The following is a 23,690-nucleotide window of genomic DNA, read 5'->3' as shown; positions in this document are numbered from 1 at the left end:
AGTAATGAGGTTTTATAGGTGTATTTATTGGTTCCATTTAGATCATCTTTCGCTGTGTTTCGACGAATAAGCTGTGAATGCAAGTGTACTATTCTGTCATACTCTGCCGCATGTCGTTTTACAGGGCTTCCTTTTAGGAACGGGAGATCGGGATAAGGAACGGCTGTCATGATTTATCTTTCTATATTGCTCTAAGTTATTGTTGCGTCCAGCATAGCGCGGGAAATGACAGATGATCGTGAATTCGCGGGGCAGATTGTACTGTCGGCATTCAGTTTTTTTTATAATTTCAATTATTAGGAGGCTTTCACATGGATCTAGACGATTTCACCCTTGACTTTTTCAGTTTAAAAGGCAAAGTGGCGGTGGTAACCGGGTCGGCGACAGGGCTTGGGCAGGCATATGCCGTTGCGCTGGCGAAAGCGGGGGCCGATTTGTATTTGCCGGTGCACCGGTCGAGCGGCGAGGAGACGAAGTCTCTCATTGAAAAACAGGGCAGGAAAGCCGTGCTCGTAAAGGCAGATTTGAGCGGGAAAGAAGCAGCAAAGAAAGTGATTGATGGCTGCATTGAAACGTACGGCAAGATTGATATTCTTGTGAACAACGCTGGCATTATTAAACGGGCGCCGCTGTTGGAGTATAAAGATGAAGACTGGGAGAACGTTCTTGATGTGAATTTAAATGGCGTCTACTACTTAAGCCAGGCAGCCGCAAAAGAAATGGCGAAACAAAAAAGCGGGAAAATCATCAATGTTGCTTCTATGCTTTCTTTTCAGGGCGGGAAGTTCGTTCCGTCCTACACGGCCAGCAAGCATGGTGTTGCAGGCCTTACGAAAGCGTTTGCCAATGAATTAAGCACGTTCAATATCCAGGTCAATGCGATTGCCCCAGGATATATTGAGACTGCTAATACTGCCCCGATTCGTGCGGACGAAAACCGGAATGAAGAAATTTTAAGCAGAATACCGGCGGGCAGATGGGGACAACCTTTCGATTTAATGGGCGCCATCATTTTTTTAGCAAGCCCTGCATCTGACTATGTGACCGGCCATATTCTTGCAGTAGACGGTGGCTGGCTCGTGTGGTAAATCAACTTTGATTTATAAAAAATTCACAAGGAGTGATTGAAATGTCCCAAACCATGGAAACAAGATATACCCACAGCCCGGAAGACATCCGGCACTACACTACAGAACAGTTACGGAAAGAGTTTTTAGTGGAAAAGATTTTTGTTCCCGGCGAAATCATGCTGACTTATACCCATAATGATCGGCAGATTTTCGGTGGGGTTACACCGACAAATGAGCCGCTAGAGATCCGGCTTTCAAAAGAACTTGGTGTAGACTACTTTCTGGAAAGAAGGGAACTGGGCGTCATCAATATCGGAGGGCCCGGCAGTATCACGATAGAAGACAAAAAAGACCCGATGAAAAAACAGGACGGCTATTACATAGGAAAAGGGACAAAAGACGTCGTGTTTGAATCGGACGACCCCACTAACCCGGCGAAGTTTTATGTTGTTTCAGTGCCCGCGCATCACAAATATCCAAATGTGAAGATCAGCATTGACCAGATTACGCCGCGTGAAACAGGCGAAGATCTGTCTATGAACAAGCGGAAAATCTATCAATATATTCATCCGAATATTTGCGAGTCCTGCCAGCTGCAAATGGGTTACACTGTGCTTGAACCGGGCAATGCCTGGAACACCATGCCAAGCCATACGCATGATCGGCGTATGGAAACGTATTTGTACTTTGACATGGAACCGGATACACGGGTATTCCATTTTATGGGCAAACCGGATGAAACCAAGCACCTTATCCTATCTTCAGAACAGGCGGTGATTTCCCCGAGTTGGTCGATCCATTGCGGGGTAGCGACGAGCAATTACACGTTCATCTGGGCAATGTGCGGGGAAAATATCACCTATGATGATATGGATTTTGTCCCAATGGAAGAGTTGAAATAGAATGTATAGCAATAAGCTTCTCTTCTCCAAAGAGGAGCTTTCTTTTTTTACAAAAACAATACCGGAATTTCTTGACCAATCGCCATAATCCTCTATAATGAAATTGTAATACAAATAGTAAACTTAATTTCTTATTTAGAAATTATATGGAGGCGAATCAAATGAGCGAGATCATCACTGCCGGTGAGCCGCTTGTGTTGTTTATTGCGGATGAAAAGGGGCCGCTCCATGCTGTCCGACATTATACCCGTTATATGGCCGGTGCGGATGTGAATGTATCTGTCGGGGTTTCCAGGCTCGGGCACACGGTTTCGTTTTTGACGCAGATTGGGGAAGACCCTTTCGGCGTATATGTGAAAAATTTCTTAAACAATGAGAACATTGATACCACCTATGTTTTTTCAACACCAACATATCCAACGGGTTTCATGTTAAAAGGGCTGTCGGAGATTGGCGATCCGGAAACCGTTTATTTCAGGAAGAACAGTGCTGCTTCTAAACTAACAAAAGAAGCCGTTCGCCAGGTTGATTTTTCAGAAGCAAAGATCCTCCATCTTGGCGGCATTTTGGCGGGATTAAGCGAAAGTGGTTACGAGACAACTTTGGCACTGATTGAAAAAGCCCGGAAATACGGCCTTACGATTACGTTTGATCCGAATTTGCGTCCGGTAATTTGGGAATCGGAAGAAAAGATGATGGAACGGACAAATGAAATCGCTTGCCTTTGTGATGTCGTCATGCCAAATGCAAAAGAAGCACAGATTTTAACCGGCGAGCATGAAAAAGAAAAGATGGCGGATTTTTACTTATCCAGAGGTGTGCGGCAAGTGATCATCAATTTAGTGGAAAAAGGTTCGTATTCAAAGAAAAAATTGGAAGATGGTTCATTTGCTGAAGCGGCAGTGCCAAAATATGAAGTGAAACATTTGGTTGACCGCATTGGGGCAGGTGATGGTTTTGTATCCGGCATTCTGGCCGGCATGCTGGAGCATCTTGACGATCAGGCGCTTTTAATGCAGGGCAATGCGATTTGCTCCATCCAGATGCAAAGACTCGGGGACAATGACGGCCTGCCGACGCGGGCAGCATTGGATGCGTTTATGAAATCGGCCGCCTTGATAGCGGCGAGGTAAAAGCCTGGCATTCCTGTTTCCGAAGCCTCATAGAATAGAAATCGTCCGGCATTCTTGTTTTTTCCTAGAGTGCCGGACTTTTTTAACCTTTTGTGTGAAAAATAAAAAAAGTACTTGACCAAAAATGAAAGTGTCTTATAATTTTTAATGTAAACCATAAATTATTTTAGGTTGACATATAAAAAGGGGTGACGGTAGTGGATTGGTCGAAATTGGCAGAAAAGGTGATTGAAGGGTATGTGATAAGGGAAGAAGAGGCCAAGGAAATTTTAATGGTTCGTGATCATGAAGTATTGGCACTTGTCCATGGAGCCTATCAGATTCGCCGGCATTTTTATGGAAAAAAGGTAAAGTTGAATTTGATTATTAACGCCAAAAGCGGACTTTGCCCTGAGGATTGCGGCTACTGTGCACAATCGATTAAGGCAGCAACAAAAATCGACCGGTATCCTTTGGTCAACAAACAAACGATTGTGGAAGGGGCAAAGGAAGCGAAAAAGAATAAAATTGGTACATATTGCATTGTGATGAGTGGGCGCAGACCAACCAACCGTGAAGTGGATGCAGTGATTGCGGCAGTTGAGGAAATTAAACGTGATGTGGAACCATTAAAAATTTGTGCCTGTTTGGGACTCGTTACTGAAGAGCAGGCGTTTAAGCTGAAGGCAGCGGGTGTGGACCGATTTAATCACAATATTAATACGAGTGCAAATCACCATCCGAATATTACAACCACACATTGTTATGAAGATAGGGTCAACACCATTGAAAACGTAAAAAAAGCAGGAATCTCCCCGTGTTCCGGTGTGATTTGTGGCATGGGGGAAACGGATCAGGACATAATTGATATGGCATTCGCGCTCAAGGATTTGGACGCTGATTCCATTCCGGTCAACTTTCTGCATCCTGTTAAGGGAACAAAACTTGAAAATATGGACGAATTGACACCGATTCGTTGTTTAAAGAATTTGTCCTTGTTCCGGTTTATCAATCCCACAAAGGAAATTCGGATTGCTGGCGGGCGGGAATATCATTTGCGCTCTTTGCAGAATTTAGGGCTATTTATTGCCAACTCCATTTTTATTGGTGATTATTTAACGACAGAGGGCCAGGACGCAAAAGAAGATTACCAGTTAATTGAAGATCTCGGATTTGAAATAGAAGAAAATCCGTTCGAAACAGAAGGCCAGCAGTTCACTTTGTATCATTCGTAGATACGCTTCACTCTTAAACACCCCTAATTCACGCTTGGCGACCTTTTTTCATAGCAAATGAAAAGCATTCTTTTTTTGGTACTGATCCACTTGCCAAAGGAAAGGAATGCTTTTTAGCTATGGAATGGTAAAAACTGTGGCGCCCCCCAAACCATTCTTTTTATCATTCTCTCGTGATCTCGCGGAAATATTTCAGTCTAAATGGTTTAAATCTCAGTTGCTGCGGATAAATTTCTTCTCTCAATCCAGGCAATTCTCCGTTTTGGAGTGGTTTTTGCAATTTTTTTGATCGATCCCCTTTCAAATAGGCAAAATGTAACCCTGTATAGGTATATAGACTCATTTAGAATGATTGTTCACTATTTTTTTCAAATTCGGGATAAAATTTACGAGATTTATTGATTATAATGGTGTTTGATACATAGAACAAAAGGAGGAGACAGATTGCGAAGATTGATTTTTTTCGGGGGTGCGGGTTTTTTATTGCTGTTTGCGCTAAGTTTTGTGAAGCCTGCTTCAGCCGCCTCGTCTACCATGTATACGTGGACACCGTCGAAGCTTTATAAAACGGCGTCCGGCGCGGCTTACTCCAGAAATGTGAACAGCGGGACAGCGGTAACCGTCTACAGCAAGTCAGGCAAGCGCTATAAGGTGAAAGCAGGTGGGAAAACAGGTTACATTTATGCTGATAACCTGACAAGGAGCAAAGTGAAAAAAGAGGACTATTTTGGTTCGAAAATTTATAAGCAGGCGGCAGGCGGCCCGTATGTTGCTTCCGTACCGGCGGGGAAGATGATGTATATCAAAATGGAAGCAACGAAAAACGGCATGTATCTGGCCCACGTGATCGGAACCGGGTACAGCGGCTATGTTGACAAAACCCATTTTATTAAACCGGTTGTAAAATATACGTGGATGCCGTCTAAATTATACACATCCGCAACCGGAAATTCGTATAACAAGACGATTAAAGATGGGCAAAAGGTGTCGGTTTTTAATGGGTCGCACGGTCGTTACCAAGTGAAAGCAGGCAATAGCTCCGGATATATTTATGCGAACAACTTAACCGGCTTGCTCGCGAAAAAAACGGTCTATGCTTCTTCCAAACTGTATACATCTGCATCCCATACAAAATATACGGCTGTTATTAGACCGAATCAGCAGGTGTATGTGAAAGAAAGCACCCAAAATATGTCCCATATCTGCGTCGTTGGGACAACCCAAAGTGGCTGGATTTATACGAGCCACTTCACAAAACCTGCACCGGCAGCGGGTGGGAAAACGACGGGAACGGCAACCGGCAGCACGTCCGGATCTGCGTCCGGCACAATAGGGTCTGTCACAGCAACGAGCGGCACAACCACAGCGGGCAACACCGGATCGGGTTTTACGTCCGGAACGACCACAGCGGGCAGTACCGGATCAGATTCTGCATCCGGAACGACTACAACGGGCAACACTGGGTCAGGTTCTGCATCCGGAACGACTACAACCGGCAATACCGGATCAGGTTCTGCATCCGGAACGACCGCAACGGGCAACACTGGATCGGGTTCTGCATCCGGAACGACCACAACGGGCAACACCGGATCGGGTTCTACGTCCGGAACGACCACAGCGGGCAGTACCGGATCAGCCACTGCATCCGCCACGACGACAAAGGGACTGGATGTCAGCCATTATCAAACTCTGACACAAGACAGTTTTAACCTTATGAAGAGCCAGGGCTACAATTTTATCATTCTGAAAGCAACAGAAGGAAGCGGATATACGGATTCGAAGTTTTATACCTATTATAAGTATGCCAGAAACGCCGGCTTGTCGGTCCATGCTTATCATATGATCGGCAATTCCACCACCACTTCCGCACAGCATATTGCAGAAGCCAAGCGTTTTTATCAAGTGCTGGCCCAAGCAAAGGCGAAAACCGGCTATGCGTTTACGGGCTACGCTTTCGAAGATATAGAACCTACCGGGACGAATAGCATTACAACAACTTGGTGGGCAAATGCGGCCCCGGCTTGTGCTGGCTATTTCTTAAATGAAATGCAGACGCTCGGGCAGGCGAAAGTGGGCATTTATGCCGGCTACTTTAATTGGAAAAGCTATCTTGAGGGCCATACAGATTCTTGGCCTAGCAATACCAAAATCTGGCTGGCACGATATAACATCACGCTCGGTACGAATGCAGACGTTTGGCAGTACACCGAAACCGGAACGATCGATGGCATCACCGGCCATTTTGACCTTGATATCAGCTATGATCCTGATTTTTAAAAGATGTTCTCAAAAAAAAACGGCGAGAAACTGCTCTCGCCGTTTTGATTTGGCTTCCATCAGCATTGGAACATCCGGGCCAGCGCGCGGTATGATCGCAGAAATTTTCCCCGCCCGCTGGTTCAGGCCTCCACAAGCTTCCCGTTTGTTGCCGGCTCAGGTCTTTCGCATCTGCCAACTTTTCTATTGGTCAAGCGCCGGGCTGCCAAACGGCTCAGGCGGGGAGATTTTGATCAGGCATCCGCAAATTCGCGGATTTTTTTAGCTGCTTTTCTGCTTGCCCCTCCCGGCAGGACAGTAAGCCCATAGAGTAAAAGCATAAAGAAAGCACATCCAAACAGCCATCTGTACAGGTGCCGGTTTATATGGGGACCGGTAATCTGTTTTGATACGGTAAACGTAAGGTCTGTTTTTGCCATCGGTTTGCCGTTTTGGTAAAATTGGCCCCCTCCGTACAAATCCATCTGCTCAAAATGTCCGCTTGGGCCGTTCGCATGAAGGAACATCCGGGCATGCGCCGGTCCGTAGAGTTGTTCGACCCGGAGTGCATAATGCCTGTTTTCACCGGGCAAGGCTTTTTTCAAAAGAAATGCCTTATAGCCGTTTGTTTTTCGCTTATGGTTTGTAAATTTTCGTTCAAACACCATTTTTTGCCGCCCGCCGCTTTTATGCCATAAAGAAACGCGGTATGCGGCTTTACCGTGGAATCGGGCAGGCATAAAAGCGACCCGGTCGAAAGCTTTGTCTGCGATAAACGTTTGGGTAACGGTATGATGCCGGTCAACAAGCGCAACAGGTTTTCCTCTGGCCGCCTGCTGGTTGACGATATAATCCTCGTATTTTTCGGTTGTTCCTGTGAATGCTTTTTCATTCCATTTGGCGCAAACGGCGAGCAGGACAATAAGGCTTAAAACGAGCAGCCAGTTTCCTGCTGTTTGCAGTTTCCATCTTTTTTGTGCCGGCAGCCATTTTTTTGCTTCCAAGAACTGATGCATCTTTTCAAGACCCCGTGCAGCGCAAAAAATCATCAATGGCGTGAACAGGAGGGAGTAGCGCGGTTCTGCTTCCCAAATAAAAATGAAAAACAAGTAGCTGCCAAATAAGCAAATTTGCATGAGTAATTGAACATCAAATCTTATTTTACGGAAGAACGTTAAGCCCGAAACGGCCAGCAAAAAGAGCGTTGCGATATGAAATACCTGGATGATAAACAACAGCACTTGATTCTGGTCTCCGTAAACATAACGGTATGCGGCGTTGTAATGGTCCATCCGCTGATTGTACTTGGCGTAGGCCTGATCGCCTTGTGAAAATGTGCGGAAGGCTTTTACCGCCCAAAGCTTGAGCAGACCGGATGTACCCCTCGTTTCGATCCGCTGTTTGATCAGTGCATAATCCGCCTGTTTTTTTGCCTGTTGGGTGGGAAGACTTTCTGACAATCTCGTATCCGCGACATTGTATCGGCCTTCATTTGAAAGGCCAAGCGCCAGCCAGTGGGTTACCGGCGCCTTGATGGTCGCGTTTTCCCGGTAGCCGAGATGGTGGTAATACGCCTCTGCCCCAAAAGTGACAGGCAAAAAAACAAGCATAATGAACGCTATTCGCAGCACGGTTTGTTTCAGCCGGAGCGTGTAGAGCATGTAGATCAAAAGGGCAGGCAAAAGTAATACCATATTTTCCCTTAATTGGCATCCAACTGCAAGCACTGCACCAAGCAGAAAAAGGTATACCGGGCGCCCCGTCCGACTGTGGCCATACCAAAAATACACCGCCATGGACGGAAAGGCGATCGCAAGGCTTTCTGTATAAAAATACGGGATATAAAGAAAGAGCGGCAGCCATGTGATGGTGAAAACAAGCAGCAAATTTCCCGTTTTGCGGCCGGATGTTTTCACCGCCAGCAGCCAGAGAAAAAAGATCCCGATATTCAGGAATAAAGCCGCTGCCAGCTTATCTACAATCAAAAACCAGTCTGGATTTCCAAACGCTAGGTAGCGGTAAAGCAGGTAACGGGCAATGGTAATCGGTACATTGTTCGGGTACAGCTGTAAATAGTACTCATTTCCGAGCAATGTCCCGTGCTTTAATAAATACAAAGCTTCCAGATAAATATGGCCACCATCCACCTTGGGCGGCTGCACCCCGTGAAACAGGATAAGAATCGCCGTTTCAATAGACAAAATAATGGCAAACAAAAAGGCTGCCATTATTTTCAGCCCTTTGTCTGAAAGCCTTGCAAAAATGCGGAAACAGCCAAGATAAAACAGGATGGCCACTACGGAAAAGAGGAACAGCGCTGCCATCTGCCCCGTTGAAATATTCCATTTTCCATCAAGCAGCACGAAATGCGGGTCATCTTTTTTGGCCCACAGCGGTGCGATAAAGAAACTGCCGATTGTGATAAGAGCGCATGACACCGTAAATATGATACTGAAAAGACTAATGGTTATCTTCTTCACGAACATGGAGGACTCACCTCATGTAATGTTCTTTACGCATAGAATCCATTCTCTGGCGTGTAATAGGTTAGTGGTGCATGAAAACAGTCTTTTTTATCATGCCCCGCCGCCTGCACTTCGTATTCTTGCATAATTTTCCAGGTTTCTCAAGGGACCAGTATAGCGGCTTATTCTGAATAAACCGTGAGAATTCAATGAAAAAACCCGCAGTTTTTCAGCAACCAATGCGGCACGCGGGAAACTGGCGACAAGCCTGCCGGTGATTTACGTGAAAGGTTTTCCGAGCGAAATACCGCGCAGCACGGTTCTATATAAGTTTTTACATCAAGCCTGAGCACCAAATTGCACGACGACTGTTTTTTACAGCAGGCAACAGAACTGCGATATATTTAGAAAAAATTGTCGGTTGATTTCCATCCTTTTGCATGGTCGTTTTAAGGAGGTGAAATGTTGGTCCAAAACGCCCTTAAAAGCCGTGCAGGCGGCTGCTGCTCAAAATACGGCCAATATTGGCAAAATACTTGTTGTAAGACATCCATCCGGTATACAATTCAATTGTTTAAAATCTGCTTTTTTGGTAAAAAACAGAATGAACTTCCCGGCAATTGCGGAAGTCTATTTATTGTAAAAAGAACAGGCTTCCGGAAAAGGAGGAAGACAGCTTGGCTAAAGTGCTCATTTTACCGCTTTTAAAAATGCCGTCCGGCCATCATCAGGTCGCAGAGGCGTTAATGCATAAATTGAAATGTATGGACAGTACCATTGAAATGAAAAAAGTTGATTTGATTTCCTATACGAGCGGGACGCTGGAGAAAATCGTCACGAAAATGTATTTGAAATGGATCCAGAAAGCACCGCGGACATACCAATGGGTGTACAAACATTTTATTTATGCGGATGCCGACCAGACCGCATTAATGAAATTCTATGAACTCTCTTTTATTAAGCAAATGGAAAAACTGATTGCCGAGGAAAATCCGGATCTTGTCATTTGCACGCATAGTTTTCCGTCGATGCTGCTCAGCCGGCTGAAGTCAAAAGGAAAAATTGATGTCCCGGTTATCAATGCATACACTGATTTTTTCGTCAACGGCTTGTGGGGAAAGAAAGAAATTGACATCCATTTTGTGCCGAACCAAACGATCAAAACGACGCTCATCTGTAACGGCGTTCCCGAACAAAACATTTTTGTCACCGGCATTCCGATTCATGAAGCGTTTAAAGAAAGAACGGTTTTGCGCCATACGTCACGAAAAAAAATCTTAATATCCGGTGGCAGCAGCGGCCTCGGCGATCTGTACCGCCTTCTGAAAGCATTGAAACGGGAACAGCCGGGCAGGGCCGATTATTATGTGTTATGCGGAAAAAACGAAAAATTGTATAACAAGCTGAATGGATGGGGGATGAAACATATCATCCCGGTTCCCTATATCCAGTCCAGAAAGGAAATGAGCCGGCTGTACGATGAAGCGGATGCGATCATTACAAAGCCGGGCGGTGTCACGATCAGCGAAGTGATTCAAAAAAAGCTGCCGATTTTTATCCACTCCGTCCTCCCCGGTCAGGAAGAAATCAATCTTGCTTTTTTGAAACAACACGGTCTTGTCTTTGAATTGGACTTCACCAAACCGGTGGAGGAACAGGTGATGGAAATCTTGGAAGACGGGAAGCAACTGGCCCGGTTTTACCGGCGGATGCGCCAATACGGGAGCGAAATCGAACTCAGGGGGAAAGAATTTGATGTATTGATCCGCGGTCTGCTCGGCCGCAAAGCAAACCAAACGCCGGATAAAGTGCTGAAGGACCAGTACTATGTTTCAACCTCTTATTGATTTTTTTGCGGGGCGTTTATGGGGCCGTATTGCTGGAAAGGACTTGTCGTTTTTGTTTCCGGGTACTTTTACCATCTTCCTGCCGTGGAATTCGGGCGCATGTTTCAGGCCGGCCCAACGCTTGCATCGGCTTTTTGCCGCCCGTTTTCCGGCCGGTATGGGGTACTCCTATCCAAATGAGGCGCTAAGCGGATGAAAAAAACTTCCTGATGGCGGAAAGGAAAATATGCCATAATGAACATGGAATGAAATGGGCAAGTGCACCTGCAATTTCCCGGCCGCTTTTGCACATGCCCGGGCAACGACAAAAGATCGCGTTGCTTAAGCAGGGAGTTGAAAATGGTGGAGCAGGATTTAACACAGTTGATCCGGCAGGCAAAAGCAGGAGATACAGATGCGTTTGCCGTGCTGGTGGCCCGGTTTAAAGGGGAGGTGTTCCGGCATGCATATGCCATGACAGGCGACAGGATGGAAGCGGAAGATATCGCCCAGGAAGCATTTGTGAAAGCCTGGTACGCCCTGGATAAACTGGAACATGCCTATGCTTTTGCCTCCTGGATGTCGAAGATCGTCTCTCATTTATGCTATGACCGGCTGAAAAAAATGCGAAAAAAAGTGGATCTTCAGGCGGAAATAGAAGAGGAGCCACTTAGGAGGCCAACTTCCAATATCGACAACGCCAATTTGAGATTTGACATCCGCAGCGCGATGGAAAAATTGTCGCCGGAACACCGGGCAGCGATCGTATTGCGCGATATCCAGGGCTATTCCTATGAAGAGATCGCAGACATCTTGAACATCCCGCTTGGTACCGTCAAGTCGCGCATCAACACAGCGAGAAATATTTTGAAAAAAGAACTTTCAAGAGGGTGATCACATGGAAACACACGTCCGGGATTTATTGCCGGCCTTCATGGATGATGCGTTAAGTGAAACGGACCGAAAAATGGTTGAAGCCCATCTTGCCCTTTGCCCGGATTGCCGCCGCGAACTGGAAGAACTGGAGACGGTGAAGACGGAAATCAGCCGTTTTTACCATTCGGTTGATGTACCGGGGATCCAGTTTGAAAAGGCGGTTCTGGCTAAAATTATGCCGCAGGAAAAAATGGCGATGCATTACCGCGTTTTTGTCTGGTTCTTTGCGGTTTGCTGTGCCGCTTCTGTGCTTTGCGCCTACCCGGTGATGAGAAAACCGTTTTATGTCGGCATGAATATTTTTCAGGCCCTCTGCAATATTCTTTCAAGCGGCTTTCATATTGCGCTTTCCATTCTTTCCGCGCTCCCGGCTTTGTCTGCGGGGATTATGGTGGTGATGGCGGTGATTTTGGCCGTTTGTATCTGGATTTTGTTTGGCCTTCTCACCATGAAGCCGGTGAAGGAGTAGGGGATGGAGAAAAAGATGAAAGCCGCAAAAATATTGATTTGCCTATTGTCCTTGCTCCTGCTTTTTCTGAGCGCAGGGGCGGGTTTCCACCCTGCGTTTGCAAAGGAAAAAAGAATGAGAATTATCATCCACGACCGGCATACGGTCATCCCGAAAAATGAAAAAGTCGAAAATGTCGTTGTGATCGGGAATAACGCGACCGTCAGCGGATATGTCAAAACAGCCGTCATTGTGATCAATGGGAATTTGAATATTCGTAAGTCAGCGGATATCCGCGGCTCTGTATTTGTGCTCGGTGGAAATATCAAACAGCAGCCGGGTGCCCGTGTAACGGAACATGTCCTATCTATAAATATGAACAATAAAACGCTTGACAGTATGATTTTTGCCGCTGTCATGCTTCTTGCCCTCTGGTTTTTCCGGCTTTCCGCAAGCCTACTGTTGATTGTGTGCACTGTTTTGTTCGGCTTAGTCGCGAAAAAACCGTTTTTTTCTGGGATTCGGTCCTTCTACACGCGGCCCGGAAGGATGATCATTACCGGCTGCCTGCTGTCGCTTGTCGTCCTTGCGCTCAGCCTGTTTTTGACGATTACAGTGGTATTAATACCGGTTGTCCTTCTGTTATGCCTTGCTGTTTTTGTATCCCTCCTGGCAGGACTCGTGTTTCTTGGCCGGGAAATCGGTAGCACCTTTGCCGTTTTAAACGGCAGGCAGGAATGGCTGAAACTGTTAACGGGTGTGACGATCCTGATTGCCCTTTGCAGCATCCCACTCGTCGGGGAAGTCATTTTCCTGATTTTGTTCTGGTACTCGCTCGGGCTTTCGGTCACATGGCTATTTCAAAAATGGAGAAACAGGAAAAAACATGCGGCCGCAAAATAAGGAGCCGCATGTTTTTTTGTGAGTACCCGGTTGCGTTTTTTTGCCTGTCCTTGTTGAAAAAAAATTCCAAACGGGGTTTTTGTTTCCGAAAAAAGCCTTGCCTGTTTCTTTTTTTCGAAGCAAATTTTTACAGTGTTTTCCATAATTCGTTTAAATGGAAGAGTAGGAAAACAATGACCGCAAATTTTTATCGCCTATAAATGAACTTTTCTTTTACCCTCAAAGTCTATTGTATTGTATCGAAAGAGGCCGCATGAGAAGGAGAAGCGGCGCGTTTTCTGTAAACAGACCGAAAAGCAGGGGGGAAAAGAGAATGGCCAACAAGAAAAAAGACAAAGTGTTGATATTAACAGGCGCTTTTGGGGAAGGGCATTTGCAGGCCGCCCGGGCAATTGAACAGGCGATGAAAATTCGTTCCCCAAAAGCAGACCCGGTTGTCGTCGATTTCATGGAATGGGTCCATCCCACCTTATTCCCGGTCAGCCACTATGTTTATATGAAAGGTATTGAAAAGTTCCCGAATCTTTACGGGTATTTGTACCGTAAAACGTATGGAAGGAATGCCCTGTCAAAAACATTGACCGGCTTATTTTCAACGGGGATGAGAAAGACGCTGCGGATGCTCGAAACGATACGCCCATCCGTTATTGTCAGCACCTATCCTTTTGCGTCTTCTATGATTTCAAAATTAAAGGAATACGGGCTTACGGATATTCCGCTCGTTACCGTCATTACCGACCATACGCACCACAGTTCATGGCTGCACCCGTACACAGATCACTATGTCGTTGGTTCGCATATGTTGCGCCGGCAGTTGATCAGGCTCGGCATTCCCGGCCGAAAAATTTCCTGTACAGGGATCCCGATTAAACCGAGTTTCCTGAAACCGGTGAACAAGCAGGCTTTGTACAAAAAATACGGCCTCGATCCGGCGTTGCCGGCCGTGCTTGTCATGGGCGGCGGGGAAGGCCTGTTCGGGGACGGGCTGTTCACGGCTGAAAAACTGGACGAGGTACCTTTCCGCATGCAGCTGTTGATCGTGTGCGGGCATAATGAAAAACTACGCGCCCGCCTGATGGATGATCTGAAAGGGACGAAACACAAGGTTTTCGTGCTCGGCTATATTGATTATGTGCGTGATTTAATGGCTGTCTCGGACGTGATGATTACGAAACCGGGCGGCGTGACAACAGCGGAAGCATTGGCCATGGAACTGCCGATGATTTTATACAAAGCGCTGCCGGGCCAGGAAGAAGATAACGCAGCCTTTTTAACACAAGCGGGCGCAGCAGTTGAGGCAGCAGATGAAGGCACGTTAATCCGGTGTTTAGCCCGCCTGAATGAAAACAGGGCACAGCTTGCGAAGATGAAAAGAAACACGCTATCGATTCAAAACAGAGAGGCCGCTTTTCGGGTGCTTTCCGTTATTGACCAGGCGAAATATGCACGGCTCATTCATGCGTCTGATCCGGAAATGCCGGATACCGCGCACGGAAAGTATGCAAGGATGCGAAAAAAGGCTTTGCTTGTGCATCACCCGCATGAATCTTTGGATGAAAGGAGCGGCACGGTTTGGAAGTCATCATCTGGGTATTGATTTTATTCATTCTCATATATGCTATTATTCCATATGTTTTAGCGGCCAAACTCGGTTTTTGGGTATGTTGGAAAGGAAAAAAAGATGCGGAGATTGCGCTCACCTTTGATGACGGGCCGGACCCGGTCTATACGCCGGTACTGCTTGATCTTTTAAAGCGGGAAAGAATTAAGGCCACTTTCTTTCTCGTCGGGGAAAGGGCGGCCCGGTATCCGGAACTCGTTTTGCGCATGTCGCGTGAAGGGCATTGTATCGGCCTTCATAATTATAAGCACCAGTGCAACTGGCTGATCAGCCCTTGGAAAAATGCGCGCACGCTTGAGCAGTCGGCACGGATTATTGAAAACATCACCGGCGAGAGACCGGTTTTTTACCGCCCGCCGTGGGGAATGATGCATCTGCTGGACTTTTTTCTGCACAAGCAGTTCCGCATGGTGCACTGGTCGAAAATGTTCCGCGATTGGAAGAGAAAAGGCGGTTCGAAAAAGGTTTCAAACGGCCTGATCACCCGGGTGGAAAGCGGCGATGTGATTTTGCTGCATGATTGCGGCGTCACGCCGGGCGCAGATGAGGATGCCCCGCAGTATACAATTGAAGGTTTGCGGGTTGCGATTCCGGCATTAAAAGCGCGCGGCTTCCGGTTCGTGCGGATGGACGAGATGTTTGACAAACATTTTTCTATCAAAACCAGCCATAGAAGAAAGGAAATAGAGCCATGAATGAGAACGCCAGATTGTTTTTTATGGTCCACAACTTGTCAGGGCATGAAAAATTACTGGATGACATCATGATTTTTTTTACACAGGATGCCTTGCCGCTTTTTGCCGCTGTTTTATTGATTGTGTGGTTTTTAGGCAATGATAAAATGAAAAACATGGTGCTTTATGCCGGCATTGCCGGTGTTGCCGCTTTGCTGGTCAATTATGTGATTACGCTTGTTTATTATGAACCGCGGCCATTTGTCACGTATCATACCAGCATTTTAATTCCGCATGCGGCCGACGACTCATTTCCGAGCGACCATGCGACAGGCACGTTTGCCATGGCTTTCGCCTTATGGGTGCGGAACCGGAAACTCGGATTAGCGATGATGCTCTGTGCCGTTTTGACCGGCATTTCCCGTGTATGGGTCGGGCACCATTATCCGGGGGATATTGCGGCAAGCATTATTGTTGCCTTGTTCACAGTATGGACCATCCAAAAAATGAAAGGGTTGTTTGACCCGGCTTTTAGCATGCTGATCGGCTGGTATCATGACATATGGGCGAAAATTACAAAAAAAGGATATAAATGAACGAGCAAAATCAATCGAAAAGAGGGCGGGACACCATCTAGCACTGTGCCCTGTCACTCTAAATCAATTTAAAAGACGTTGAGGCACAAATCGAAATGGTGCCTCAACGTCTTTTGTATTTTATATCTATATAGGGCTTGCTGAATAAGCGAAATTCCTAGATTTGGAAAGGATGCTGACAGCTTTGGCAACCATTTAAATGCAAAGGTTTTACAACAAATCCAGGGAAATGCCTGCACGCGAAAGCCGATTCAACGTATGGAGAAGACAAACTCACGCATTTTCGCATATATTTTGCGATGGAGTTTGCAGACAAATTGGGTACAAATTCAGAACCGGATTCGTTCAGCAAGCCCTATATAAAGTGAACAAAATGTTGCCGCTCTTTTGCCTGCCGCAAAAAGTCATCATCCGGCAAATTGGTGCGCGGGCTTGATGCAAAAACTGAAGAGCATTTTATAAATGTGCATTTAGCGGCACCGCAAACCTTCATCCGCCAGTTATTTCCTCGAAACAGCCGCCTCTACTTCGCTCATCGGAATGCCGAGTGCGCGCGCGACGCCCTCGCCGTATGCCGGATCTGCATAATAACAGTTCGTAATATGGCGGAGCTGGACTTCTCTTGTCGTTCCCTGCATATTGCGGGCGGTGTTTGCAAATAGTCGTTGCTGTTCTTCCGGCGCCATCAGCCTGAACAGTTTGCCGGGCTGTTCATAATAGTTGTCGTCATCTTCACGGAAATTGTGATAGTCAGCCGTACCTAAAATATCGAGTGCCGGTTCTGCGTGCTCCTTGCTGTCTTCCCATTCGCCGTAACTGTTCGGGCTGTATGAAACGGAGCCGCCTTCAGCCGGATTGAAAACCCGCATTGCGCCATCGCGGTGGTACGGATGGAAGTGTTCCGCTTTTTTCGGATAGTTGACAGGAATTTGCCAGTGGTTGACGCCTAACCGGTAACGCTGCGCATCGCCGTAAGAGAAAAGGCGGCCCTGCAGCATTTTATCCGGCGAGAACCCGATGCCCGGCACAATATTGGTCGGGGCGAACGCGGCCTGTTCGACTTCTGCAAAATAGTTTTCCGGGTTGCGGTTCAGTTCCACGATACCCACTTCAATCAGCGGAAAATCTTTATGGTACCATACCTTTGTTAAATCGAACGGATTATACGGAAGGTTTTTCGCCTCTTCTTCCGTCATCACCTGGATGTACATCGTCCAGCGCGGATAGTCGCCGCTTTCAATCGCTTCGTACAAATCGCGCTGATGGCTGTCGCGGTCGCGGCCGATGATTTCCTGTGCTTCTTCATCCGTCAGGTTTTTGATGCCCTGTTGTGTTTTAAAGTGGAATTTGACCCAGACGCGTTCATTGTTTGCGTTGAACATGCTGTACGTATGGCTGCCGAACATATGCATATTCCGGTAGCTTGCCGGAATGCCACGGTCGCTCATCGTAATCGTTACTTGGTGGAGCGCTTCAGGAAGCAGCGTCCAAAAATCCCAGTTTGCCTGTGCACTGTGCATATTGGTGCGCGGGTTGCGTTTGACGACATGGTTCAAATCCGGGAAACGTTTCGGGTCTCTGAGGAAAAATACAGGCGTGTTGTTCCCGACAAGGTCCCAATTGCCTTCTTCTGTGTAAAATTTCATGGCCGTTCCGCGGATATCGCGTTCGGCATCCGCCGCGCCGCGTTCGCCGGCAACGGTTGAGAAACGGATGAACATATCGGTTTTTTTGCCGACTTTTGAGAAAAGTTTTGCCTTCGTATATTTCGTTATATCGTTTGTCACCGTGAATGTCCCGTAGGCGCCGGAACCTTTTGCATGCATCCGCCGCTCCGGGATCACTTCTCGGTCGAAGTGGGCCAGCTTTTCAATAAACCAGACATCCTCCATCAATAACGGCCCTCTTTTGCCGGCAGTTTTTGAATCTGTGTCATTCGGAACCGGGGCACCGAATGCAGTTGTCATTTTTTTGTTGTCTTTTTGATCACTCATCATTTTCCCACCTTTTGCTATTTTGATGTCTATATTATAACTGATTCATTATAAAAATCAATATTTATTTATAATAAATTTAAAGTAAAGTTTTTTATATCAAAAGAAAAGGGGTGGAAATAGAAGTGAGATAGAAATTTTCTATTTTCATTTTCGATATTTAATTCTCAATTGCGGAATAGGAAAGGGAGAAAAAGCGCTTTTGGACGATTTTTCCGGCCGGGATGATGCCGCCTGCTTTTAATAGTGGCTTTGCCGGGCATTTTTTGGTATAAATAAGTTAAACGACTGGATAAGGATGAATCATATGCTGAATGAGAAGCCAAACCTGGAGAACGATGCATCTTTTTATATTCCGGAAAGCGGTTTATTATACATACAAAAAACACAGGCTGTCATTGAATATATGACGCAGAAATCCTGTGTATACGAAGTCCTTTCCGAGCATTTAATGGTTCCGTTTGAAGAAAAGGATACTTTATTTGATATCATAAAAGATATGCCCGAAACGGTTGATCTGTTCACCAGTGTCCATCCGTCCGGGTCCGGATTTTCGGTGCTCTCCCTGCCGCTTTCTCAATTAAAAGAGCGCATCCGCTATGAGATGCTTGTAAAAGTAATTATTTCCGGCAGCCTGACGAGTTATTTTCAGCCGATCATCCGCATTCAGGACAACCAAATATACGGCTATGAATCTTTGCTGCGCACCCGTTTGCCGAACCGGAACATTCCCCCGGGCCTATTATTTGATGTCGCCCATAAAACCGGACTGCATTCGTTATTGGATTTGCGCGCCAGGGAAGCGGCACTGAAAGCCCGTGCTGAGAAACTGCCCCGCGGCGTGAAGAGCTTTATCAATTTTTTGCCCGCTTCGATTTATGATTACAAGTTTTGCTTGCGGCATACGTTTACTTTGATCGAACAGTACGATATTTCCCCGGAGGACCTTGTCTTTGAGGTTGTGGAAACCGAGAAGATCAATGATGTCCACTTTTTAAAAAAGATACTCGGGATCTACCGTGATCTTGGCGTCGGCGTGGCGCTTGATGATCTCGGTTCAGGGTACGCAACGCTTGAAACTTTGAAAATTTTAAATCCGAACTATGTGAAAATCGACCGTTTTTTCATTTCCCATTGCGACGAGAATAAGGTCAAACAGCGCTTTTTGCAGGAAGTCATGGAAATTGCGGGAGAAACCGGTATTTATGTGCTAGCGGAAGGAATTGAACGCGAAGAAGAACTGCTCTATTGCAAATCGATCGGCATGCATTTGGCGCAAGGGTACTATATTGGAAAACCCGCTCCCGAACCCGCTGCGATCATTCTTGGGGGAAATTAGGGGCTTTCGGGTTTTGCAATGGCCGTTTTTGTAGCGTTTGCTAAAAAATGAATCTTCATTGCGTTTACGAGGCTGGACCTGAAAGATAGGTCGGCTTTTTTAATTTCTTCAGCAAGGATGCGAATCAGCGGACCTGGCAAAAAAAGAGAAACTAGCCGTACAGTGAGGTCAAATTGTTCTTTTGCGTGATGTAAAAGGACCAAAAGGAGTCGCGTTTGGGTCCGAAATGTCTTTTTGAAGCTGTCAAAAGGACAAAACACGTTGCATCCGAGCCCGAAATGTCCTTTTGAATCTGCCAAAAGGACAAAAGGAGCTGCATCCTGGCTCGAAATGTCCTACTTGGGGCTTGGTGAACGAATCCGATTCTGAATTTGTACCCAATTTGTCAGCAAGCTCTTTTTCAAAATATAGAAGAATCCATCTTTAACCCTTGCACATTGTATTAAGTTTTTCCAAATCTAGGAAGTTTGGTGATTCAGCAAGCCCTATGTTAAGGAAGCGTGGAAAAAAGAAGACCTTCCTTCACATAGAGCACGTCTACGTTAAGGAAGCGTGGAAAAAAGAAGACCTTCCTTCACATAGAGCGCGTCTACGTTAAGGAAGCAAGCAAAAACGAGGGTCTTCCTTAACATAGGGCACGTCTACGTTAAGGAAGCATGGAAAAAAGAAGGCGTTCCTTCACATAGAGCGCGTCTACGTTAAGGAAGCGTGGAAAAACGAAGTCCTTCCTTCACATAGAGCGCGTCTACGTTAAGGAAGCGTGGAAAAACGAAGTCCTTCCTCAACATAGACCCCGTCTACGTTAAGGAAGCATGGAAAAACGAAGACCTTCCTTAACATAGACCCCGTCTACGTTAAGGAAGCAAGCAAAAACGAGGGTCTTCCTTCACATAGAGCGCGTCTACGTTAAAGAAGCACGAAAAAAACCGGCCTCCAGCATTCTTACCAAATTTAAGAATTTTGCTTATTCATCCCTACTTGAAAGAAGCTAAATCGAACAGGAACTGGGGTTTGCAGGTAAATCCCGGCTTTCCCAAGTTTTACCTCTCCGACGCAAGCGCTGGTGATGCTTCCACATGCAGAAAAAAGAGGTTGCCCCTGGGCAACCTCTTTTTTCATACTTCTTCCGGATGTTTTTCTTTTTTCCTAAACTTCATTAAAAATTCGTAAACAACCGGAACGATGATAAGTGTCAGTAAAGTGGAGCTGGTCAAGCCGCCGATTACTGTGATGCCGACCCCTTTCGAAATGAGCCCGCCGCCGCCGTAGCCCAGAGCAAGCGGGATCAGTGCAAAGATTGTTGCAAAAGCGGTCATTAAAATCGGACGCAGCCTTGTCGCGCCTGCTTCAAGCAATGCTTCGCGTGTGGACAGCCCCGCCTTTTCTTTATGCACCACCCGGTCGATTAGCACAATGGCATTCGTCACCACGATGCCGATCAGCATCAGGGCGCCGATCATGGCGGTGACGCTGATCGTTTCATGCGCCAGGTACAGGGCGACCAGTGCACCAATTACGGCAAATGGCAGTGAGAAAAGAATGGTAAACGGCGCGAGGGCCCCGCCGAATGTAATCACGAGCACAAGATAAACGATCGCAACAGCAGCCAGCATCGCATAACCGAGCTTTGTAAACGAGTCATTGATGTCTTCCGTTACGCCGCCGGTTTCGACATGGATGTATTTTGGAATATCGAGTTTATCCACTTTGTTTTGAACTTGTTGTGTCACTTTCGCAACGTCAGCTGTCTTGATCTTGCCGGTTACACTGGCATAGATTTTGCCGTCCCGTTTCGAGACTGCATCCGGTGTTTCGCCTTTTTTCACGTCCACGACATCTTTTAGCGCTACTTTTGTGCCGAGGGGCGACGTGACTTTTTGATTGGTCAGATCGCCAATATTGTCGTAATGCCCGGTTTTGTTCTGTTCGTAAACATTTAATTCTTCTCCGCCTTTTTCAACGGTTGTAAGCACGGTCCGGTTGCCGGTTTGCGCAAGGCCGGTTCCGAGCTGGCCGGCTGTTAACCCGAGAGCAGCCAGTTTGTTCTGGTTGGCGACAAGCGTGTATTGCTGATAAGTTTCGGAAAGGCTGGTTTCAACATTTTTCAAGTTGTCGTTGTTTTTCATGACTTTTTCAATTTTATGGATGACCGGTTTGATTTCATCCAGATTGTTGCCATAGACATACATCGTTAAATCATCATTCGACATAGATGCGAAGTCCTGTGATTTCCATGTACCCTGGTCCGTCCTTTGTTGCAGGGCTTTAATGACTTTTTCCGGTTCGCGGTCGAAATTTTTGGTATCCTGGTCATATTCGACAACAAAGATGGCGGAGTTGCTGTTGGTGCTGAAAGCCGACTCCCCAATGGAATATTGCACATTTTTTACATTTTTACGGTGGATTAAGTAATCCTCCGCTTTTCCTGCTATCTTCTTCACATCGGAAAGGGTTTCCCCTGGTTCCGGCGCATAGGTGGCATACACGACTTTCTGGCCTTCGTTTTCAATAAAGCTGACGCCGATAAGCGGGATTAAAAACAAACTACCGATAAGAAGCAGGCATGCGATGCCGAACGTGACCAGCTTATGGTTGAGCGACCAGTTCAGAATCTTTTTGTAAAATAAAGCGATCCGGCCGTGCCCTTCGTTCGTAGTCCGCGTGTTTTTCTTCAACCCGTTCTTAAATAACGAATGGGCAAACATCGGCACCACCGTGATCGCCACAAGAAGCGATGCTAGCAAGGCAAAAATTAGCGTCAGGGCAAACGGCATGAACAGTTCCCCGACCATCCCTCTCACAAGTGCAAGCGGGACAAAGACGATGACGGTTACGATCGTGGAAGACATAACCGGTTTAAAAACTTCAACCGTCGCTTCACGAATCAGCGCTTTTCCGCGCAGTTTTTCTTCCCGCAACGTCAGGCGTCTGTAGATATTTTCAATGACGACAATCGAGTCATCAATAACGCGCCCGATTGCCACCGTCATGGCTCCGAGTGTCATCACGTTTAATGTGATGTCAAGCTGGTGCAAAATAATAAAAGCAATCAGCACCGAGAGCGGGATCGAGATGACCGCGATAATGGTGGAACGCACATTCCGCAAAGACAGCAGGATGACCACAATCGCAAATACGGCCCCGATGATTGCTTTTTCGAACATCGTTTTGACGGAGTCTTTGATAGGTGTTGCCTGGTCCAGAATGGTGGAAATTTGTGTGCCTTTATAGTCCGCTTTAAACTGTGCGGCTTTTTTATTTACTGCATCGGCAACATCCACCGTGTTTGCATCCGGAGCTTTTGTAATTTGGATGCCGATTGAATCTTTCCCGTTCGTTTTAGAAATCGATTCATGCTTGCCGACAACTTTGATATCGGCAATCTCTTTTAACGCAACGGTTGGCATACCGACGTTGGCTTGCGTCGCTTGCGTTCCTGCATTCGCCGGTTGCTGCGCCCCTGAAGCGTGCGCACCCGAGGCCTGCGTTCCTGAAGTCTGCGCCGCATTTGGGGATTGTGCCCCTGAAGCCTGCGCGGCTGCGGACGAAGCGGAAGCTGCACCCGTTTTCGGGGTGTACGGGATTTTCAGATTCTCAAAATGCTTCAGCGATTTCACGTTTCCATCGATTTCTACCGATTTGTTTTCTTTTCCGAAGTTGATGAGGCCGAGCGGTACCGAAACGTTTGCGCCCTGGATCGCTTTTTTGACAGTGTCCTCATCGAGCCCCAGTGCATTCAACTTGTCCTGTTTAAAGGTCAGCTGGACTTCCTGCACGTACTGGCCGGAAGCCTGCACATCGGACACGCCGTCAATGCTCTGCAGTTTTGGAACAAGATCCTCTTCGACAATTTTCGTTAAGTGCTGAAAAGACCGGCTTTTATCCGACACACTTAAAGACAGGATCGGAAAATCATTGATGCTGATCCTTGTTACGGACGGCTTGTCAATATTATCCGGCAGGTCCACTTTTTCGAGCGCATCCTGGATGTCTTTTTTCGCTTGATCCATATCCGTGCCATATTTATACTCAAGCTGGATCTGGGAATTGCTTTCCGTCGAGGAAGTGGAGACCGTATTGACGCCGGTGAGGTTTTTCAGCCGTTGTTCGATCGGTTGCGTAATTTTATTTTCGACTTCTTCCGGTGTGGCACCCGGATCAGAGGCTGTCACCAGCATGTATGGCGCGTCGATATTCGGAATGGTTTCCATTTTCATATTCATGCCGGCATAAATCCCAGCACCCGCCACAATGAGGGTCATCAGCCAAATGGCAAATTTGTTGTTTAGGCAAAACTGGATGATTTTCTTCAC

16 protein-coding genes are annotated in these 23,690 nt (G+C 46.6%); 13 read left to right on the top strand and 3 right to left on the bottom strand.

The window, feature by feature from the left end; translation table 11 throughout:
- The first annotated feature begins 311 nt into the window (after positions 1-311).
- From kduD to OF158_RS12765, 5 genes are all read left to right on the top strand, one after another.
- On the top strand, positions 312-1,088 hold the full coding sequence (kduD, locus tag OF158_RS12785; protein WP_035184104.1) for a 2-dehydro-3-deoxy-D-gluconate 5-dehydrogenase KduD: 777 nt from the start codon (positions 312-314) through the stop codon (positions 1,086-1,088).
- A 53-nt stretch (positions 1,089-1,141) separates the two neighbouring features.
- On the top strand, positions 1,142-1,972 hold the full coding sequence (kduI, locus tag OF158_RS12780; protein ID WP_026104668.1) for a 5-dehydro-4-deoxy-D-glucuronate isomerase: 831 nt from the start codon (positions 1,142-1,144) through the stop codon (positions 1,970-1,972).
- 161 nt (positions 1,973-2,133) lie between these two features.
- Entirely contained in the window at positions 2,134-3,105 is a 972-nt protein-coding gene (locus OF158_RS12775; protein ID WP_017552002.1) for a sugar kinase, read from the top strand.
- A gap of 197 nt (positions 3,106-3,302) precedes the next feature.
- Complete coding sequence (gene bioB / locus OF158_RS12770; RefSeq protein WP_035184106.1) at positions 3,303-4,319, top strand: biotin synthase BioB; 1,017 nt, start codon at positions 3,303-3,305, stop codon at positions 4,317-4,319.
- 444 nt (positions 4,320-4,763) lie between these two features.
- Positions 4,764-6,596, top strand: a complete 1,833-nt coding sequence (locus OF158_RS12765; protein WP_035184108.1) for a glycoside hydrolase family 25 protein — start codon at positions 4,764-4,766, stop codon at positions 6,594-6,596.
- A 233-nt stretch (positions 6,597-6,829) separates the two neighbouring features.
- Here OF158_RS12765 and OF158_RS12760 read toward each other — a convergent pair whose 3' ends face one another.
- Positions 6,830-9,061: a glycosyltransferase family 39 protein gene (locus OF158_RS12760; RefSeq protein WP_035184112.1), complete on the bottom strand. Its 2,232-nt coding sequence runs from the start codon at positions 9,059-9,061 to the stop codon at positions 6,830-6,832.
- A 656-nt stretch (positions 9,062-9,717) separates the two neighbouring features.
- Here OF158_RS12760 and OF158_RS12755 point away from each other — a divergent pair.
- From OF158_RS12755 to OF158_RS12725, 7 genes are all read left to right on the top strand, one after another.
- The gene (locus OF158_RS12755; protein ID WP_035184113.1) at positions 9,718-10,887 is read left to right on the top strand and encodes an MGDG synthase family glycosyltransferase; all 1,170 of its coding nucleotides are present in this window, start codon (positions 9,718-9,720) and stop codon (positions 10,885-10,887) included.
- A 339-nt stretch (positions 10,888-11,226) separates the two neighbouring features.
- The gene (locus tag OF158_RS12750) at positions 11,227-11,760 is read left to right on the top strand and encodes an RNA polymerase sigma factor (protein WP_014097504.1); all 534 of its coding nucleotides are present in this window, start codon (positions 11,227-11,229) and stop codon (positions 11,758-11,760) included.
- A gap of 4 nt (positions 11,761-11,764) precedes the next feature.
- Positions 11,765-12,271, top strand: coding sequence for an anti-sigma factor family protein (locus tag OF158_RS12745; RefSeq protein WP_014097505.1), 507 nt, complete (start codon positions 11,765-11,767; stop codon positions 12,269-12,271).
- A 3-nt stretch (positions 12,272-12,274) separates the two neighbouring features.
- On the top strand, positions 12,275-13,153 hold the full coding sequence (locus OF158_RS12740) for a hypothetical protein (protein WP_013860166.1): 879 nt from the start codon (positions 12,275-12,277) through the stop codon (positions 13,151-13,153).
- A gap of 313 nt (positions 13,154-13,466) precedes the next feature.
- Entirely contained in the window at positions 13,467-14,750 is a 1,284-nt protein-coding gene (locus tag OF158_RS12735) for an MGDG synthase family glycosyltransferase (protein WP_014097506.1), read from the top strand.
- Positions 14,726-15,469, top strand: a complete 744-nt coding sequence (locus OF158_RS12730; RefSeq protein WP_014097507.1) for a polysaccharide deacetylase family protein — start codon at positions 14,726-14,728, stop codon at positions 15,467-15,469. The genes OF158_RS12735 and OF158_RS12730 overlap by 25 nt, the downstream gene beginning before the upstream one ends.
- Positions 15,466-16,044: an undecaprenyl-diphosphatase gene (locus OF158_RS12725; RefSeq protein ID WP_035184119.1), complete on the top strand. Its 579-nt coding sequence runs from the start codon at positions 15,466-15,468 to the stop codon at positions 16,042-16,044. Before OF158_RS12730 ends, OF158_RS12725 begins: the two co-directional genes overlap by 4 nt.
- A gap of 500 nt (positions 16,045-16,544) precedes the next feature.
- On the opposite strand, the gene OF158_RS12720 is transcribed toward OF158_RS12725, so the two are convergent.
- The gene (locus OF158_RS12720; RefSeq protein WP_014097509.1) at positions 16,545-18,038 is read right to left on the bottom strand and encodes a catalase; all 1,494 of its coding nucleotides are present in this window, start codon (positions 18,036-18,038) and stop codon (positions 16,545-16,547) included.
- Between the two features lie 307 nt (positions 18,039-18,345).
- Here OF158_RS12720 and OF158_RS12715 point away from each other — a divergent pair, with 307 nt between their 5' ends.
- Entirely contained in the window at positions 18,346-19,377 is a 1,032-nt protein-coding gene (locus OF158_RS12715; RefSeq protein WP_014097510.1) for an EAL domain-containing protein, read from the top strand.
- A gap of 1,115 nt (positions 19,378-20,492) precedes the next feature.
- Here OF158_RS12715 and OF158_RS12710 read toward each other — a convergent pair.
- On the bottom strand, positions 20,493-23,690 hold the full coding sequence (locus OF158_RS12710) for an efflux RND transporter permease subunit (protein ID WP_017552014.1): 3,198 nt from the start codon (positions 23,688-23,690) through the stop codon (positions 20,493-20,495).

The sequence above is a fragment of the Weizmannia sp. WK01 genome (genome assembly GCF_025905465.1).
Taxonomy (GTDB): Bacteria; Bacillota; Bacilli; order Bacillales; family Bacillaceae_C; genus Weizmannia; species Weizmannia faecalis.
This window is presented reverse-complemented; position numbering and strand designations above follow the sequence as displayed.